Origin of the sequence: Thioclava sp. JM3 (assembly GCF_002213185.1) — a bacterium.
Taxonomy (GTDB): domain Bacteria; phylum Pseudomonadota; class Alphaproteobacteria; order Rhodobacterales; family Rhodobacteraceae; genus Thioclava; species Thioclava nitratireducens.
Window position 1 is genome coordinate 182,102 of the sequence record NZ_NBOB01000002.1, and the last position, 14,086, is coordinate 196,187.

Below are 14,086 nucleotides of genomic sequence, written 5' to 3' on the forward strand. Positions count from 1 at the left end.
GACTGACTTAAGCTTCGCCCGCGATCCGGCCAACATGAACGCAAAGGCTCTTTCCCGTCTATCGCTGCGCGCCCTCTGGGGCGTGTTTCTGATCTCGCTGCTGTTGCCCGGCCTCGCTGCGGCGCAAAGCTTCGATCTTCTGAAGCCCAAGGGGGGCAGCGGTCCGCTGTCGCCCGAAGCGGCGTTTCAGGTCGAGACCGAGTGGCAGGATGACGGGACGCTCGCCGTCTCGTTTGACATCGCGCCGGGCTATTACCTCTATCGCGAGCATCTGACGGTGAGCGCCGAGGACGGCGATACGCCGGTGATCGAGACGCAGCCGGGCGAGATGAAGGACGATCCGAATTTCGGCACGGTCGAGGTCTGGCATGATCACACCGAGGCTGTGGTGAGCGGCATCACCGGCCCCTTCACGCTGCACTGGCAGGGCTGCGAAGAAAAGGGGCTTTGCTACCCGCCGCAAAGCCGCGAGATCGTGCCGCCGGATGGGGCCGCGACTGCGTCTGCATCCGGCGCGGCGCAGTCGAACCAAGCCGCCGGGGTGCCCGATTATGCGCGGAGCGACGCGCCTGCCTCGTCTTCCGCGCCTGCGGCGTCCTCCGAGGCCGAAAGCCCTTCACCGGCTGCATCCAATTCCGAAGAAAGCGGGAGCGAGCTGAGCCTCTCTTCCGATGACGGGCTCGTCGCAGGGATAGCGGCGAAAGGCGGCTGGGCGCTGGTGGTGGCCTCGTTCTTCGGCTTCGGTCTGCTTCTGGCCTTCACCCCTTGCGTTCTGCCAATGGTGCCGATCGTGGCCGGGATGCTCGGAGCGCAAGGAAAAGACCTGACGCCTGCGCGCGGGCTCGCATTGACCGGAACCTATGTGCTGGCGATGGCGGTGGCCTTCGGGCTTCTGGGCATCGTGGCAGCGTGGTCTGGGCAGAACCTGCAATTCCTGATGCAGGCCCCTCCGACGGTGATCGCGCTGGCGCTGCTGTTTGCCGTCCTCGCGCTGTCCTCCTTCGGGTTGTTCGAGCTGCGCCTGCCGCAGGCGCTGACCAACAAGGTGAGCTCCGTGCAGGGGCGGCGCGGCACGCTTGCGGGGGCGGCGATCCTCGGCTTCACGTCGACGCTGATCGTCGGACCTTGCGTGACGGCCCCGCTGGCCGGGGCCTTCCTCTATATCGCGCAGACGGGTGACGCCGGGCTCGGGGCCTCGGCGCTGTTTGCGCTGGGGTTGGGACAGGGCGTGTTGCTGATGGCCGTGGGGCTCTTCGGTTCGGCGATCCTGCCGCGCATGGGCGAATGGATGGTCGGCGTGAACCGCGCCTTCGGCTTCGTCTTCCTGGGCGTGGCGATCTGGCTGCTGAGCCGCGTCGTCACGGGTCCCGCGATCCTCGCGCTCTGGGCGCTGCTGCTGATCGGTGCGGGCGTGGCCCTGGGCGGTCGCGACCGGTTCGGACCGGAAAGCTCGGGCTTGCGCCGCACCGGGGGCGCGCTTGGCGTCGCGGCACTGCTGGCCGGTGCCATCGAAGGCATCGGTGCGGCAAGCGGGGCCAGCGATCCACTGCGGCCGCTTGCTCCCTTCGCAGCGAGCCAGACCGTCGCGGCTGCCTCGTCGGGCGTGCTGACGGAGGATGACTTCACCCATGTCGAGACGCCCGAAGCGCTCGACGCCGCACTGGCCGCTGCGAAGGGCGCGCCGGTGATGCTGATCACCACCGCCGAATGGTGCACCGAATGCGCGACCATCGCGCGCGAGGTGATCCCCGACCCGCGGGTGCAGGCCGCACTGCGCGACGTCACGCCCATCGCGGTCGATGTAACCAAAACCGGCGCGCCGCAGCAGGCGCTTCTGAAACGGTTGGGCGTGATCGGCCCGCCGACGCTGATCTTCCTCAACCCAGATCACACGGAGGCGCAGGGCACCCGCCTGATCGGGGATGTCACCGCGCCGAAACTCACGACCTCGCTTTCGGAGATCGCTCAATGACCCTCACCCGCCTCGTCCCTTTTGCCCTGATCGCACTCGCGGCCTGTGCACCCGAACCGCCTGCCTCTAACCCACAGCCCGCGCCGCAAGCGCCGCAGCTCAGCGCACGCGTAAAAGCGATCTACAGCGCGATGGAGGACGACGGGCGCACGATCCCCGCGGTGAAGCCCGAGTATCTGAGCGAGGAGAAAGCGCGGCAGGAAGTCGATTACTGGACCGACGAGCCGCCCGGCACCATCGTGGTCGACCCTTGGGCGCGCAAGCTCTACCTCGTGCAGAAGAATAACCGCGCGCTACGCTACACCGTCGCGGTGGGCGAGGACGGGCGCGGCTTTTCCGGCAAGGGACGCATCCCATATCAGCGGGACTGGCCAAGCTGGACGCCGACGCAGAGCATGATCAAGGAGGATCCCGAACTTTACGGACCGGTCAAGGATGGGCTCGAAGGCGGGTTGGACAATCCCTTGGGCGCGCGGGCGCTTTATATCCACCGCGGGAACAAGGATACGCTCTACCGCATTCATGGAACGATGGATAACAGTTCCATCGGCAAGGCGACCTCGGCGGGCTGCATACGGCTGTTCAATCAGGACATCATCGACCTCGCCGACCGCGTCCGCTCTGGCACGCATGTCGTCGTGCTGACCCGTGCCGAGAGCGGCAAGGGCACGGTGCCGCCGGGCCAGCCGCTGCCGCCCGTTCCCTACTCACCCGAAGATTTCCCCCAGACCACAGGAGACAATACATGATCGATCGCCGGAATTTTCTCACCCTTGCCGGCGTCGCCGCGGGCTCCACGCTGATCCTGCCGACGGCGAGCCTTGCCGAGGTCGACATCTCGCCGGACGCGGTGTTCCACGATCCGGTCGCGCCCGCGATTGGCAACCCGGATGGCGATATCACGCTGGTCGAGTATTTTGACTACCAGTGTCCCTACTGCAAATCGAACCACCCGGTGGTCGAGAAGGTGACCCGCGAAGACGGCAATCTGCGCGTCGTGATGAAGGACTGGCCGATCTTCGGCGCGCCCTCCGTCTATGCCTCGCAGCTGGTGCTCGGCGCGCAGAGCATGGGCAAATACAAGGAAGGGCTCGAGGCACTGATGGCGACGGAAGGAAAGCTGTCGAACGATCTGATCGACAAGACACTCTCCGGCGCCGGCGTCGATCCGGACAAGGCGATGGCGGGCTACAAGGCCAACCGCAAGGAGATCGACGCGCTGCTGTCGCGTAACGATGCGCAGGCAGTCGCGATCGGGCTGCGCGGCACGCCCGCCTATATCGTCGGGCGCGACGTCTATCCCGGCGCGGTCGATGCCGACACGCTGCGCAAGGCGATCAGCGACGCGCGCAAGGCCTGAGCCGCGCTCTCTACTATGGCAAAAAGGCCCCGGGGAGGATCATTCCCCGGGGCCTTTCTCATCGTGGGCCTTCCCTCGGCGGAAAGGGCACCGGCGATTAGCTGTTGTCGCCGTCTTTCCAGATGCGCAGGGTGCTGATCTTCGCGCCGCCGTTCAGACCCGAGCTGTCGAAGACATAGACGCGCGGATTGCCGGAGGACGCGTTCGCGGTGGCATTGGCGTTTACCACGGTGATGCCTGCGCCGGCGCCGACATGCCATTCGCCGCCGCTCTGCACTTGCTTGACGGACTCTTTGGTCGGGAAGACGTAGATCTGGCTGGCCTGCTTGGCGCCGATCTGGAGACCGACCGAGGCTTTGCCGATGTCATAATAGCCTTGGATCTTGCCGTTCTGGACCATGGCACCCGAGCCACCCGAGCCGCCGACGCCGAGGTCGATCGTGGTCACTTCGGGGAAGACGAGGACGGCAGCGGAGTCGGTGGCGACTTTCTTGCAGGAATCCTCGAGGCTGGCGCATTGCTTAAGCGCTGCGGCGACCTGCTGGTCCAGGTCGGGGCGCGGCTGGACGCCCTTCGCGTGGTCGATCGTGGATGCGGGCGTGGCGGCCATCGCCATCGTGCCCATGAGCGATGCGGCAATACCAGCGGTCAGGGTGCGAATCTTGGATTGCATGAGATGCCTCCTTTTCAAATTACGGGAATGAAACGAGCCCGCACGGCCCACGTTCCTTTTCGGATCACTCACGTAATTCAGAAAAACGTGTCGGAACCGGAAGCGGACACGCTGAATTCGCGCGCGCGTAGCGAGGCGGCGCGGGAGGCTGAGTGCGGTCACGCCATGAGGCTGTCCAGCACGGCCCCCATGATCGCCGACGTGTCGCGCCAGTCGGGCAGAGCCGTTCCCGCAGTTGCCGATGCCGCACCCATCCGGGCGCGCAGTTCGGCATCTCCGAGAAGCTGTCGTAGCGCCTCGGCGACGTCGAGGTGGGCATCCACCGGAACGAGAAAACCTGCGTCTGGCGGCACCGTGTCGGGCACGGCGCCGGTGCGACAGGTCACGATGGGCAGCCCGTGCAGCATGGCCTCGCCGAAGACCATCCCGTAGCCCTCGTAGCGGGTCGCCAGCGCGAAGATCGCGGCGTCGCGATAGGCCGCGTCGAGCGCGTCGCGTTCCATCCGTCCGGCAAGCTGTACCCGCGCAGCCAGTCCGAGCCGATCGATCTGCTGGGCGAGCGCGTCCGCCACGTCGGGATCGTGCGCGCCGCCCACGATCTGTGCGCGCCAGTCCAGGTCTCCGATCTCCGCCAAGGCGTCGATCAGGACGTCATGGCCCTTGCGCGCGGCCAACAGCCCGACCGACAGGATCAAGGGCGGGCTCGGTTTCGCGCTCTCCAGCGCCGGAGGACGGTCGAAGCCGGGCAGGGCGATGGAAATCTTCTCCGGAGCGACACCGAACTCCTTTTGCAGGATCGTGCTGGTATGCGGGCTCGGCACCACGACATGCGCGGCGCGGCGCAGGTTCTCTCTCTCGCGCCTCAGCAGATGACGCGCGCGGTCTTCGGCGAGGCCGGTCTCGAGGCCCAGCGGATGGTGCAGCATCGCCACCACGGGCGCCGCCATGTCATCGAGTACCTGCGTATCGATCGAGCCGAATACCAGCCCGTCTAGGATCACCGGAACACTTCCGGGGATGGCGGTCAGCTGCGCGCGCGCGGCCTTGGTTTCCTCGGGTGTCGGATCGGGAAAACCGGGCGGCAGTTCGAGATGCTCGACGTTGCGGCCCTCCGCCCGCAGCGCCTCGAGCAACTTACGCTCGTAGATGAACCCGCCGGATAGCTGGGCGATGTCTCCCGGAATGGCGAAAACGGCTGGCGTCATTTGATCTCTCTCCCGATTCTGTTTGGCGCGCTGCTCGGCCCCGTCGCGGCGCGGCGCGTTCGGTCCCCTCGTCAGCCAGATAGGCCGCGACCCGCGCGAGGGCGAGGAGAACGGCCGAATGCCACAACAGTGCGTCATCCGGTGGCGAGCCAGTCAGAGCGAGCAGCCTGCCGATCCCGCACCCCGTTGCACCTCGCGTTTCCTCGCGTCTCGCGGCGGGCTTACGCTCAGTGCCCCCGCGTGGAGCGACGCTGCACGATCTGGTAGCCGAGGTCGACGATCTTCTCCTGTGCCGCGGTACCAGAGAGGGAGTCGAGGATCAGTTGCACGGCACCTTCGCCCATTTCGCGCCGGAACGTGCGCACGGAGGAAATCGACGGCTCGGCGGCTGCCATCATCTCCATGTCGTTGAAGCCGCAGATACCGAGATCGTCGGGGATGCGCAGGTTGCGGCGCTGCGCTTCGAACATCGCGCCGAGGGCGAGGTCGTCGTTGATGCAGAAAATCGCGTCGGTCTCGGGAGCAATATCCATAAGCTGTGCGAGCAAGTGGCTGCCCAGCGTCACCGAGGAGGCGCGGGTGGTCGTCTGGATACGCTTGCCTTCCTCGACGCCCTGCGCGCGCAACTCGTCGCGGAAGCCGTGGAGACGGCGCTGCGTGCGCGGGTCCATCCGCGCGCCGAGGAAACCGGGACGGCGATAGCCCTGCGCGAACAGGTGCGCGGTGGCGGCGCGGGCGGCGTCGTAATGCGAAAAGCCGATCATCCGGTCATAGGGGGCATCGCCGGTCTCCATGATCTGCACCACCGGGCAGCCCGCCTCGCGCAACAGCGCCTGCGCGGCCTCGGTCTGGTCGATCCCGGTCACGATCAGTCCCGCCGGGCGCTGCCGCAGGAAGACCCGGATCAGGTTCTCTTCCGACAGCGGCGCATAGCGCGAATAGCCGAGCTGGACTGAGTGATGCGTGCCTTCGACCGCGGAATAGATACCGTCCATCACATCGGCAAAGACGTTGTTCGACACCGAGGGCAGGATCACCCCGATGATGTCCGAGCGGGTCGAGGCGAGGGCGCGGGCCGCGGGGTCGGGAAGGTATCCGAGCGATTCGATGGCGGCGGCGATCTTGTCGCGCACGGCCTGCGAAACGACCTCGGGATTGCGCAGGGTACGCGAAACCGTGGCAACGCTTACACCGACATGATCGGCGACGTCGCGCATCGTAACTGATTTTGTTTCCTTGTTTTTATTCATTGATCCTCCCTGCGAGCGCGCCCCTGCTCAAAAGTGCGATTGACGAATGTAACCGCTTACATTACCCCTCAGTGCCCAAGAAACACCTGTGAACCCGGTAAGGCAAGATGGCAAACAGCAGCAGCGCGAACGCGACACCGGTCCTAGTGATGGGCGTCTGCGGCACCGGCAAGACGACGGTGGCGCGGCTCGTGGCGCAGGCCGTGGGTGGCGTGTTCCTCGATGCTGACGATTTCCATCCGCCCGAGAATGTCGCGCACATGGCCGCCGGTCTGCCGCTCAACGACGAGATGCGCTGGGACTGGCTGGACCTCGTGGCGAAGGGCGTGATCGAGGCGGGGCGCGACGGCAAGACGGTCGCCTTCGCCTGTTCGGCGCTCAAGCGGTCCTATCGGGATCGCCTGCGCCAGAGTCTCGGCGTGATTCATCTCGCGCATCTCACCGGGCCGCACGACCTGATCGCAGCGCGAATGGCCGCGCGCGAAAATCACTACATGCCGATTGCGCTGCTCGACAGCCAATTGGCCGATCTGGAATTGCCGGGGCCCGACGAGGCCCCGCAGACCTGCGATATCCGCGAAGCGCCCGAGGCGCTTTGTTCGCAGATATTGAACGCCTGGGGCCTCACGGCCTCGCAAGTTTGATTTCGTCTATTAAGGGAGGACACCATGACGAAACCGATCCGTAAAATCGCCCTCGCGAGCGTCGCCGTTCTGGCGCTGGCCAGCGCTGCGAATGCCGAAACCCACAAGTACAAGTTCCAGAGCTCGGACCCGGCAGGCAATCCGAACTTCGAACTCCAGCAGAACTGGGCGAAGAACCTCGCCGAGCGCACCGACAACCAGATCCAGGTGGAGATGATGCCCGTGGGCTCCGTCGTCGAGCATAACGAGACGCTGGACGCGACCGGCGCCGGCATCATCGACGGCATCGTGACCGACATCTCCTACTTCGCGGGCAAGGACCCGGCCTTCTCGCTGCTGGGCAACCCGGTCGGCGCATGGTCGAGCACCGATCAGCTGCTGGACTTCATGAACAATGGCGGTGGCCAGAAGCTCGCGAACGACCTGTTCGAGCCCTATGACGTTCATTACATCGGCTCGACCACCACCGGTCTTGAAGCGCTCGTGTCGAAAGTGCCGCTCGACGGCGTGGCTGACCTGAAGGGCCTGAAGATGCGCGCGCCGGAAGGTCTCGTGCAGGACGTCTTCGCGGCGGCGGGTGCTGCTCCGGTGAACCTGCCGGGGTCCGAAGTCTACACCGCGCTCGACAAGGGCGTGATCGACGCGGCTGACTACACCGTGTTCTCGACCAACCAGGCGCAGGGCCTCAACGACATCGCGCCGAACCCGGTCTATCCGGGCTTCCACTCGATGCCGCTCGTCGGCGTCGCGATGAACAAGAAAGAGTGGGATGCGCTCTCGCCCGATCTGCAGAAAGCCTTCGAAGAGTCGGTTAAGGAATTCGCGGACAAGGAAGTCAGCGATCTCGCGGCTGCCGACAAGAAGGCCGTGGCCAAGGCCGAAGCAGGCGGCAAGATCCACGTCCACGACTGGTCGGATGAAGAGCGCGCCAAGTTCCGCCGCATCGCGATCACCCAGTGGGAAAAGGTCGCCAAGAAGTCGGAGAAGGCGCAGCACGTCTATGACGTCCTGACCGACTATCTGAAGAAGAACAACCTTCTCTGATCTGATACACTAACGGTGCGGGGCTGCCATTGCGGCCCCGCATTTTTCCAGTTTCCTGACAGCAGCGGTTTTTGCAATGTCACAACCCGACAAGACCGGGGTGGATCACCCCGCACATGATCCGCACACGCCGGAACCGGTGCAGAGCGAGGACGAAGCGGCGACCATCGCCGAAGCGGGCATCCTCGGCCGCGCGATCAACGCCGTGGGGATCGTTTTCGCGATCGGTATCATCGCCTCTGCGCTGATCCTGCTAAACGAGGTCGTGCTGCGCTACGGCTTCAACAGCCCGACGATCTGGGCGCATGAGACCACGATCTTCCTCTGCGCGATGGCTTTCGTCTATGGCGGGCTCTACTGCGTTGTGCGCAACAGCCATATCCGCGTCGTGCTGATCTACGATCTGGTGAGCGGCCGGGCGAAGCGCATCCTCGACGCGATCATCTCGCTGATCTGTCTCTTCGCGGCGGGCTTCTTCGCCTGGGCCGCCTACGGCATGGTCATCAAGGCGACGATGCGCCCCGGCGGCGGCGTCCACTTCGAGACCTCCGGCAGCGCCTGGGATCCGCCGTTCCCGGCTTACCTGAAGATTTTCCTCCTCGTGGTGCTCGGCCTGATGGTGGTGCAATTCGTGATCATGGCGGTGAACTACCTGCGGGCTGCCTTCGCATCGGAGGCAGGTAAATGATCGAGCATCTGCTGAGTTTCGACCTCTCCGCTCTGGGGATCGGCTACGGGACGGTCCTGCTGTTCGCGCTGCTGATCGGCCTGCTGCTGACCGGCATGCCGCTGGCTTTCGTGACCCTGCTGGTGGCGCTGATCTTCGCGCTCGGTTGGTTCGGCCCGATGGCGGTGCCGCTGATCACCAGCCGCGTCTATTCCTTCGTATCGAGTTTCGTCTTCGTCTCGGTGCCGATGTTCGTGATGATGGCGGCGCTTCTGGACCGATCGGGCATCGCGCGCGATCTGTTCGAGGCGATGAAGCTCGTCGGTGGCCGGATGCGCGGCGCGGTGGCGATCCAGACGATCTTCGTCTCGGTCATCCTCGCGGCGATGTCGGGCATCATCGGCGGCGAGATCGTGTTGCTGGGTCTGCTGGCCCTGCCGCAGATGATCCGCCAGGGCTATGACCGCAAGCTCGCCATCGGCGTGATCTGTGCGGGCGGCTCGCTGGGCACCATGGTGCCGCCGTCGATCGTGCTGATCATCTACGGCCTGACCGCAAACGTCTCCATCGGCGATCTGTTCACCTCTGCCTTCATCCCGGGCTTCATGCTCGCGGCCTTCTACGTGATCTTCGTGATCATCCGGGTGAAGCTGAACCCCGATCTGGCGCCTGCGCCGGAGCCCGACGACCGTCCGTGGTCGGAAAAGATCAAACTGCTGAAGGGCCTGATCCTGCCGGTTCTGGTTATCGGTTTCGTGCTGGGCTCGATCTATGGCGGCATCGCCTCGGTGACCGAGGCCTCGGCGCTTGGTGTGGCGGGCGTGATGCTCTCGACCATCATCCGGGGCGAGCTGACGCTCTCGATGCTCAAAGGGGCCGCGCTGCAGACGCTCGCGACCTGCGGGATGATCGTCTGGATCGGTATCGGTGCTTCGGCTTTGGTCGGCGTGTTCAACCTGATGGGCGGGATCGACTTCGTCTCGGCGCTGCTGAAGGGCGTGTCGGATACCCCGATCATCGTGATCCTCACGATGATGGCGATCCTGTTCTTCCTCGGCATGTTCCTCGACTGGGTCGGGATCGCGCTGCTGACGATGCCGATCTTCGTGCCGATCGTGAAAGACCTTGGCTACGACCCGGTCTGGTTCGGCGTCGTGTTCGCGATGAACATGCAGGTGAGCTTCCTGTCGCCGCCCTTCGGGCCAGCTGCTTTCTACCTGAAGTCGGTCGCGCCGAAGGACGTTTCTCTGGGCGAGATCTTCCGCTCGCTGCTCCCCTTCATCGCGATCCAGATCTTCGCGGTGGGGCTACTGGTGGCCTTCCCGGCGATCACCGGGCACTGAGGCCAACCGGATTGAAACGAAAAGAGGCGGGCTTCCGGGCCCGCCTCTTTGCATGTCTGAGTGTCGCGCCGTGCCTCAGGCCGCGGCAGGTTGCTCGCGAAACTCGCTCAGCACCTCGGCGGCGATCTTGAAGGACTTCTGACGCGCCTCCGCGTCGTGGATCATCCCGGTCACCATCAGCTCGTCGGGCTCGTATTGCGCGATCAGACGCGCCAGATCGTCCCGTACCTTGTCCTTGGAACCCGTGGCCGAGCAGGACAGCGCGCGCTGCACCTGAACCATCATCTGCGGCGGCACCTCGGACAGATCCTCGGTCGGGCGCGGCAGCTTGCCCGGCATACCCGAGCGCAGCCGCGCGAAGGCCAGCACCTGAGACGAGCGCAGATATTGCGCCTCCTCATCGGTGTCGGCGGCGAAGACCCCGGCGGCCATCATCGCATAGGGCTTGTCGAGATGGACCGAGGGACGGAAGCTCCTGCGATAGATGTCGAGCGCATCGCCCAGCATGTCGGGCGCGAAATGCGACGCGAAGGCGTAGGGCAGGCCGAGGTAGGCGGCAAGCTGCGCGCCGTAGAGGCTCGAGCCGAGGATCCAGATCGGCACATGCGTGCCTGCGCCCGGAATGGCGCGCACCCGGAAATTCTCTGCCTCGTCGCTGAAATAGGCGAGCAGCTCCTGTACGTCTGCGGGGAACGTGTCCTCGGGCGACATGTTGCGGCGCAGGGCGCGGGCGGTGCCGCCATCGGTGCCGGGCGCGCGCCCCAGCCCGAGGTCGATCCGGTCGGGATAGAGCGTGGCGAGCGTGCCGAACTGCTCGGCGATCACCAGCGGCGCGTGGTTGGGCAGCATGATGCCGCCCGCGCCGACGCGCATCCTCTTGGTCACCGAGGCGACATGGCCGATCAGCACCGAGGTCGCGGCGCTGGCGATGCCGGGCATGTTGTGATGCTCGGCCAGCCAGAAGCGGTGATAGCCCGCGTCTTCGGCCATCCGGGCCAGGTCGGCTGTTCCCGCCAGCGCATCGGCTGCGGTCTTGCCTTCGGGCAGGGGCGACAGATCGAGAAGTGAGAATTGCTGCATGGGGAACCTCCGTCGGGGCAGAGCTAGCGCGCCGCGCAGGGCTGTCCAACGCCGCGCGCGCCTGTTGATCTCCTACCTATGACCCCGCGTTCCGCTTTGCGAGGGGGCGGCGGGTCTGCATAGTGCGCAGACCCAAGCGAGGAGGATGGACATGGCCGACCCGGTGCAGATTTCGGTGAGCGCGGAGGGTGTCGCGGAGGTGACCCTCAATCGCCCGGAAAAGAAGAACGCCTGGACCTTGGAGATGTTCGACGTGCTGGCCGAGGCGGCGCAGAGCCTGTCGCAGCAAAAGGGCCTGCGCGCGGTGATCCTGAGCGGCGCGGGCGGCTGTTTCTCGGCCGGGCTCGACCTGAGTGTGATGCAAAGCTTCGCGGCCGATCTGGCGGGGGTGAAGGCGCAGATGGCCGAACCCGATGCGCAGGGCGCGAACCGATTTCAGCGCCCGGTGACGCGATGGGCGCAGCTGCCGGTTCCGGTGATCGCCGCGATCGAGGGCGTGGCCTTCGGGGCGGGGATGCAGCTCGCGCTCGGTGCGGATTTCCGGATCGCGGCGCCCGATGCGCGGCTGTCGATCATGGAGGCGAAATGGGGGCTGATCCCCGATATGGGCATCTCGCAGAGCCTGCCGAAACTGACCCGCGCGGATATCGCGAAAGAGCTGATGATGACGGGCCGGGTGCTGGAGGCCGGTGAGGCGCAGAAGCTCGGTTTGATCACGCGCGTGGCCGAGGCCCCGCTGCGGGCGGCGCGCGACATGGCCGCCGAATTCACCCTGCGCTCCCCCGAGGCGCTGGCGGCAAGCAAGGCGCTGGTGGAGCAGGCATGGACGATGCCGCCCGGCGACGGGTTGGCGCTGGAGGCCGAGTTGCAGGCCGAGATCATCGGCGGTCCCGCGCAGATGGAAATGGTGATGGCGAACCTGCAAAAGCGCGCGCCGAATTTCTCTCAAGGATAGAATGTCAGCGAAATGTCTATAAGGTGAGGGCGTAAACGCACGAAAGGAGAGTGCCGCTCATGCCCGCAGGAGAACGCCGCATAGTCTCATCCCGCCATCTGGCCGAAGGGCCGGGCTGGGAAGCCTCGGAATTCGAATACGGGATGATCATCGCCTACAACTCCTTCGCGCGATGGATGCAGCGCTGCATGGCGGCCTCGGGGATGGAGCTTTCGCCGCTCGAAATCCTCGTGCTGCACAACACCAATCACCGCGACCGCGAAAAGCGGCTCAACGACATCACGTTCCTGCTCAATATCGAGGACACGCATACGGTCAATTATGCGCTGCGCAAGCTGTTGAAGCTGGGGCTGCTGGATTCCGAGAAGCGCGGCAAGGAAGTGTTCTACCGCACCTCGGAAAGCGGGCGCGATCTGTGCGAACGCTATCGGAAAGTGCGCGAGGAATGCCTGCTCGAGCCGATCCAGAAAGGCGGTATGGCGGGCGAAGATCTACGTGAGATCGCCTCGGCCCTGCGTGTGCTCTCGGGCTATTACGATCAGGCGAGCCGCGCGGCCTCTTCGCTCTGAGGTCGCGCGGGTCGTTGGCTCAGTTGCCCATAAGCGAGGGCAGGTAGGTCACGATCCCCGGGACCAGCGTAATCAGCAGAACCGCCAGCAACAGCAGCCCGAAGAAAGGCAGCGCCGCGCGGGCGACCTTGAGGATGTTGTAGCCGGTCAGCCCCTGGATCACGAAGAGGTTGAAGCCCACGGGCGGGGTGATCTGGCTCATCTCGACGACCAGCACGAGGTAGATGCCGAACCACAGCGGGTCGATCCCGGCGGCTTCCACCATCGGCAGGATGATCGAGGTGGTCAGCACCACGACCGAGATCCCGTCGAGGAAGCAACCCAGCAGGATGAAGAACACGGTCAGCACTGCAAGCAGCGCGGTGGGCGACAGCCCGAAGGTGCCGATCCACGCGGCGAGGTTGCGCGGGATGCCGGTGAAGCCCATCGAAACCGACAGCACCGAGGCGCCGAGCAGGATGAAAGCGATCATCGCGCTGGTGCGGGTGGCCGAGAACAGCGCGTCCTTGAAGTCGCGCCAGCGGAAGCTGCCCGTCGCGACCGCGAGGATCACCGAAAAGACTACGCCCACGGCCGCCGCATCGGTGGGCGAGGCGACACCAGTATAGATCGAGCCGATCACGCCGCCGATCAGGATCACGATCGGGATCAGGCGGCGCGAGGCCCGCAGCTTCTCGCGCAGGTTCAGGGTGATGTCCTCGCGCGGGATCGACGCGGGATTCATCCACGCCCGGAGCGCGACATAGCCGCCGAACAGGCTGACCAGCATCAGCCCCGGCAGGATTCCCGCGATGAAGAGGCGCGCGATGGATTGCTCGGTCGCGACGCCATAGACGATCAGGATCACCGAGGGCGGGATCAGAAAACCCAGCGTGGCCGAGCCCGCCAGCGTGCCGAGGATCAGGCTCTCGGGATAGCCGCGGCGGGTGAGCTCGGGCACCGACATCCGCCCGATCGTGGCCGCCGTCGCCGCGGACGAGCCCGAAACGGCCGCGAAGATCGCACAGCCCAGCACGTTCACATGCAGCAAGCGGCCCGGTGCGCGGCCCAGCCACGGGGCGAGGCCGGAGAACATGTCCTCGGACAGCCGCGAGCGGAGCAGGATCTCCCCCATCAGAATGAAAAGCGGCAGCGCGGCGAGCGGCCAGCTATGGCTGTTGCCCCAAAGCGTCGTCGCCATGACGAGCCCGGTCGGCGCGCCGGAGAAGAAGCTGAGCCCCGCCAGCGCCACGATCAGCAGAGACAGCGCCACCCAGACGCCGCCTGCGAGCAGCACGAGAAGCAGGCCCAGAAGAATTGCGAAGGTCATCGGATCGGACATGGT

General features: G+C 65.4%; 14 protein-coding genes. 9 read left to right on the plus strand and 5 right to left on the minus strand.

Annotated elements, in window-relative coordinates; genetic code table 11:
* Window positions 1-34 precede the first annotated feature (34 nt).
* The 3 genes from dsbD to B6V73_RS04230 are packed head-to-tail and all read left to right on the plus strand — an operon-like array spanning window position 35 to window position 3,332.
* On the plus strand, window positions 35-1,972 hold the full coding sequence (gene dsbD / locus B6V73_RS04220; protein ID WP_240504095.1) for a protein-disulfide reductase DsbD: 1,938 nt from the start codon (window positions 35-37) through the stop codon (window positions 1,970-1,972).
* Window positions 1,969-2,721, plus strand: coding sequence for a L,D-transpeptidase (locus B6V73_RS04225; RefSeq protein ID WP_088724621.1), 753 nt, complete (start codon window positions 1,969-1,971; stop codon window positions 2,719-2,721). Before dsbD ends, B6V73_RS04225 begins: the two co-directional genes overlap by 4 nt.
* On the plus strand, window positions 2,718-3,332 hold the full coding sequence (locus B6V73_RS04230) for a DsbA family protein (protein ID WP_088724622.1): 615 nt from the start codon (window positions 2,718-2,720) through the stop codon (window positions 3,330-3,332). The genes B6V73_RS04225 and B6V73_RS04230 overlap by 4 nt, the downstream gene beginning before the upstream one ends.
* A 97-nt stretch (window positions 3,333-3,429) precedes the next feature.
* Here the strand turns inward: B6V73_RS04230 and B6V73_RS04235 are convergent, their stop codons facing one another.
* From B6V73_RS04235 to B6V73_RS04245, 3 genes are all read right to left on the minus strand, one after another.
* Window positions 3,430-4,005, minus strand: coding sequence for a YSC84-related protein (locus B6V73_RS04235; protein WP_088719154.1), 576 nt, complete (start codon window positions 4,003-4,005; stop codon window positions 3,430-3,432).
* Between the two features lie 158 nt (window positions 4,006-4,163).
* Entirely contained in the window at window positions 4,164-5,210 is a 1,047-nt protein-coding gene (locus tag B6V73_RS04240; RefSeq protein WP_088724623.1) for a glycosyltransferase family 4 protein, read from the minus strand.
* Window positions 5,211-5,437: 227 nt separating this feature from the next.
* The gene (locus tag B6V73_RS04245; protein WP_075776316.1) at window positions 5,438-6,460 is read right to left on the minus strand and encodes a LacI family DNA-binding transcriptional regulator; all 1,023 of its coding nucleotides are present in this window, start codon (window positions 6,458-6,460) and stop codon (window positions 5,438-5,440) included.
* A 107-nt stretch (window positions 6,461-6,567) separates the two neighbouring features.
* Here B6V73_RS04245 and B6V73_RS04250 point away from each other — a divergent pair, with 107 nt between their 5' ends.
* The 4 genes from B6V73_RS04250 to B6V73_RS04265 all read left to right on the plus strand — a co-directional run bounded on the left by B6V73_RS04250 (window position 6,568) and on the right by B6V73_RS04265 (window position 10,158).
* Complete coding sequence (locus B6V73_RS04250; protein ID WP_075776315.1) at window positions 6,568-7,104, plus strand: gluconokinase; 537 nt, start codon at window positions 6,568-6,570, stop codon at window positions 7,102-7,104.
* Between the two features lie 24 nt (window positions 7,105-7,128).
* Window positions 7,129-8,148, plus strand: coding sequence for a TRAP transporter substrate-binding protein (locus B6V73_RS04255; RefSeq protein ID WP_075776314.1), 1,020 nt, complete (start codon window positions 7,129-7,131; stop codon window positions 8,146-8,148).
* Window positions 8,149-8,224: 76 nt separating this feature from the next.
* Window positions 8,225-8,836 carry a TRAP transporter small permease gene (locus B6V73_RS04260; RefSeq protein ID WP_088724624.1) on the plus strand — a complete coding sequence of 204 codons (612 nt, stop codon included), beginning with the start codon at window positions 8,225-8,227 and terminating at the stop codon, window positions 8,834-8,836.
* The gene (locus B6V73_RS04265) at window positions 8,833-10,158 is read left to right on the plus strand and encodes a TRAP transporter large permease subunit (protein ID WP_088724625.1); all 1,326 of its coding nucleotides are present in this window, start codon (window positions 8,833-8,835) and stop codon (window positions 10,156-10,158) included. The genes B6V73_RS04260 and B6V73_RS04265 overlap by 4 nt, the downstream gene beginning before the upstream one ends.
* 75 nt (window positions 10,159-10,233) lie before the next feature.
* Here B6V73_RS04265 and B6V73_RS04270 read toward each other — a convergent pair whose 3' ends face one another.
* Window positions 10,234-11,238, minus strand: coding sequence for an LLM class flavin-dependent oxidoreductase (locus tag B6V73_RS04270; RefSeq protein WP_088724626.1), 1,005 nt, complete (start codon window positions 11,236-11,238; stop codon window positions 10,234-10,236).
* A 151-nt stretch (window positions 11,239-11,389) separates the two neighbouring features.
* Between B6V73_RS04270 and B6V73_RS04275 the strand changes: the two genes are divergently transcribed.
* Window positions 11,390-12,193 carry a crotonase/enoyl-CoA hydratase family protein gene (locus tag B6V73_RS04275; protein WP_088724627.1) on the plus strand — a complete coding sequence of 268 codons (804 nt, stop codon included), beginning with the start codon at window positions 11,390-11,392 and terminating at the stop codon, window positions 12,191-12,193.
* Between the two features lie 59 nt (window positions 12,194-12,252).
* The gene (locus B6V73_RS04280) at window positions 12,253-12,762 is read left to right on the plus strand and encodes a winged helix DNA-binding protein (protein ID WP_088719151.1); all 510 of its coding nucleotides are present in this window, start codon (window positions 12,253-12,255) and stop codon (window positions 12,760-12,762) included.
* 19 nt (window positions 12,763-12,781) lie between these two features.
* On the opposite strand, the gene B6V73_RS04285 is transcribed toward B6V73_RS04280, so the two are convergent.
* The gene (locus B6V73_RS04285) at window positions 12,782-14,083 is read right to left on the minus strand and encodes a TRAP transporter large permease subunit (protein ID WP_075776309.1); all 1,302 of its coding nucleotides are present in this window, start codon (window positions 14,081-14,083) and stop codon (window positions 12,782-12,784) included.
* Window positions 14,084-14,086: the final 3 nt, after the last annotated feature.